The 958-nt window shown below is 63.9% G+C and carries 1 protein-coding gene and 1 pseudogene; both read left to right on the forward strand.

Annotated elements, in window-relative coordinates; genetic code table 11:
• Window positions 1–192 (forward strand): pilus assembly protein (locus tag AC1D15_RS34480; protein ID WP_477829613.1); only part of this gene is annotated, 192 nt, incomplete at its 5' end.
• Window positions 193–233: 41 nt separating this feature from the next.
• Window positions 234–958, forward strand: a pseudogene (locus tag AC1D15_RS34485) (pilus assembly protein PilY); the annotation flags it as partial.

A 958-nucleotide genomic window follows, 5' to 3' on the forward strand; every position in this document is an offset into this window, starting at 1 on the left:
GTGCCGATCGGCCTGTACACCGGCGCGCCGGCGGTTCCCGGCGTGGCCATCCAGCCGGAGTACCTGATCGAGCAGTTCTCCCGCAGCGGCGGCCGAATCATCTACTACCGCATCACTGCGCGCGGGTTCGGCGTCTCCGATCGCACGCAGGTGGTCCTGCAGTCGTACTTCCAGCCCTTCACGATCAAGTGATCGCCGGCCACGTCGGCTCCTGAATTCATTCGAGGTTTTCCATGCGTCACATCATTCGACGAACCTTCTGCATCGCGCTGGTCTGGGCCATGATGCCGCTGCCGCAGGCCTTCGCCGCCTCGACGGCCACGGTCTACACGCCGATCACCCCGATCCCGGCGAATGCGGTGACCACGCCGGCCAAGCCCGCGATCATGCTGAACATGTCGAAGGACCATCAGCTGTTCTACCGGGCCTACAACGAGTTCACCGACTACGACAACGACGGGCAGCCCGATGGCGGCTACATCCACGCGATCCGTTATTCGGGCTATTTCGATACCGGCAAGTGCTATGCCTACAGCGGCACGAGCGGGCGCTTCGTCTGGACTGCCGACACCACCGACAAGTACTGCGCCAGCGGCACCGGCTGGAGCGGCAACTTCCTGAACTGGGCGACGATGACGCGCATGGACATGGTCCGCAAGGTCCTGTACGGCGGCTTCCGCTCCAGCGACACCGGCTCGCTGACGGTGCTCGAGCGTGCATCGCTGCCGATGGACGCCCACTCGTTCGCCAAGTACTACAACGGCACCGACATCAACCGGCTGACTCCGTACACGGGCCAGACGCAGATCACGATGTGCAACACGACGATCGACGTCAACGGCGCCTATTCCCACACGACGACGAATCCGCCGTTGATGCGGGTCGCGAGCGGCAACTACTCGCTGTGGAATGCCAACGAGCGCCGGCAATGCCGGTGGGGCGACGAAAACGGCTGGAG

This window comes from Rhizobacter sp. P2_H2 (assembly GCF_056403375.1).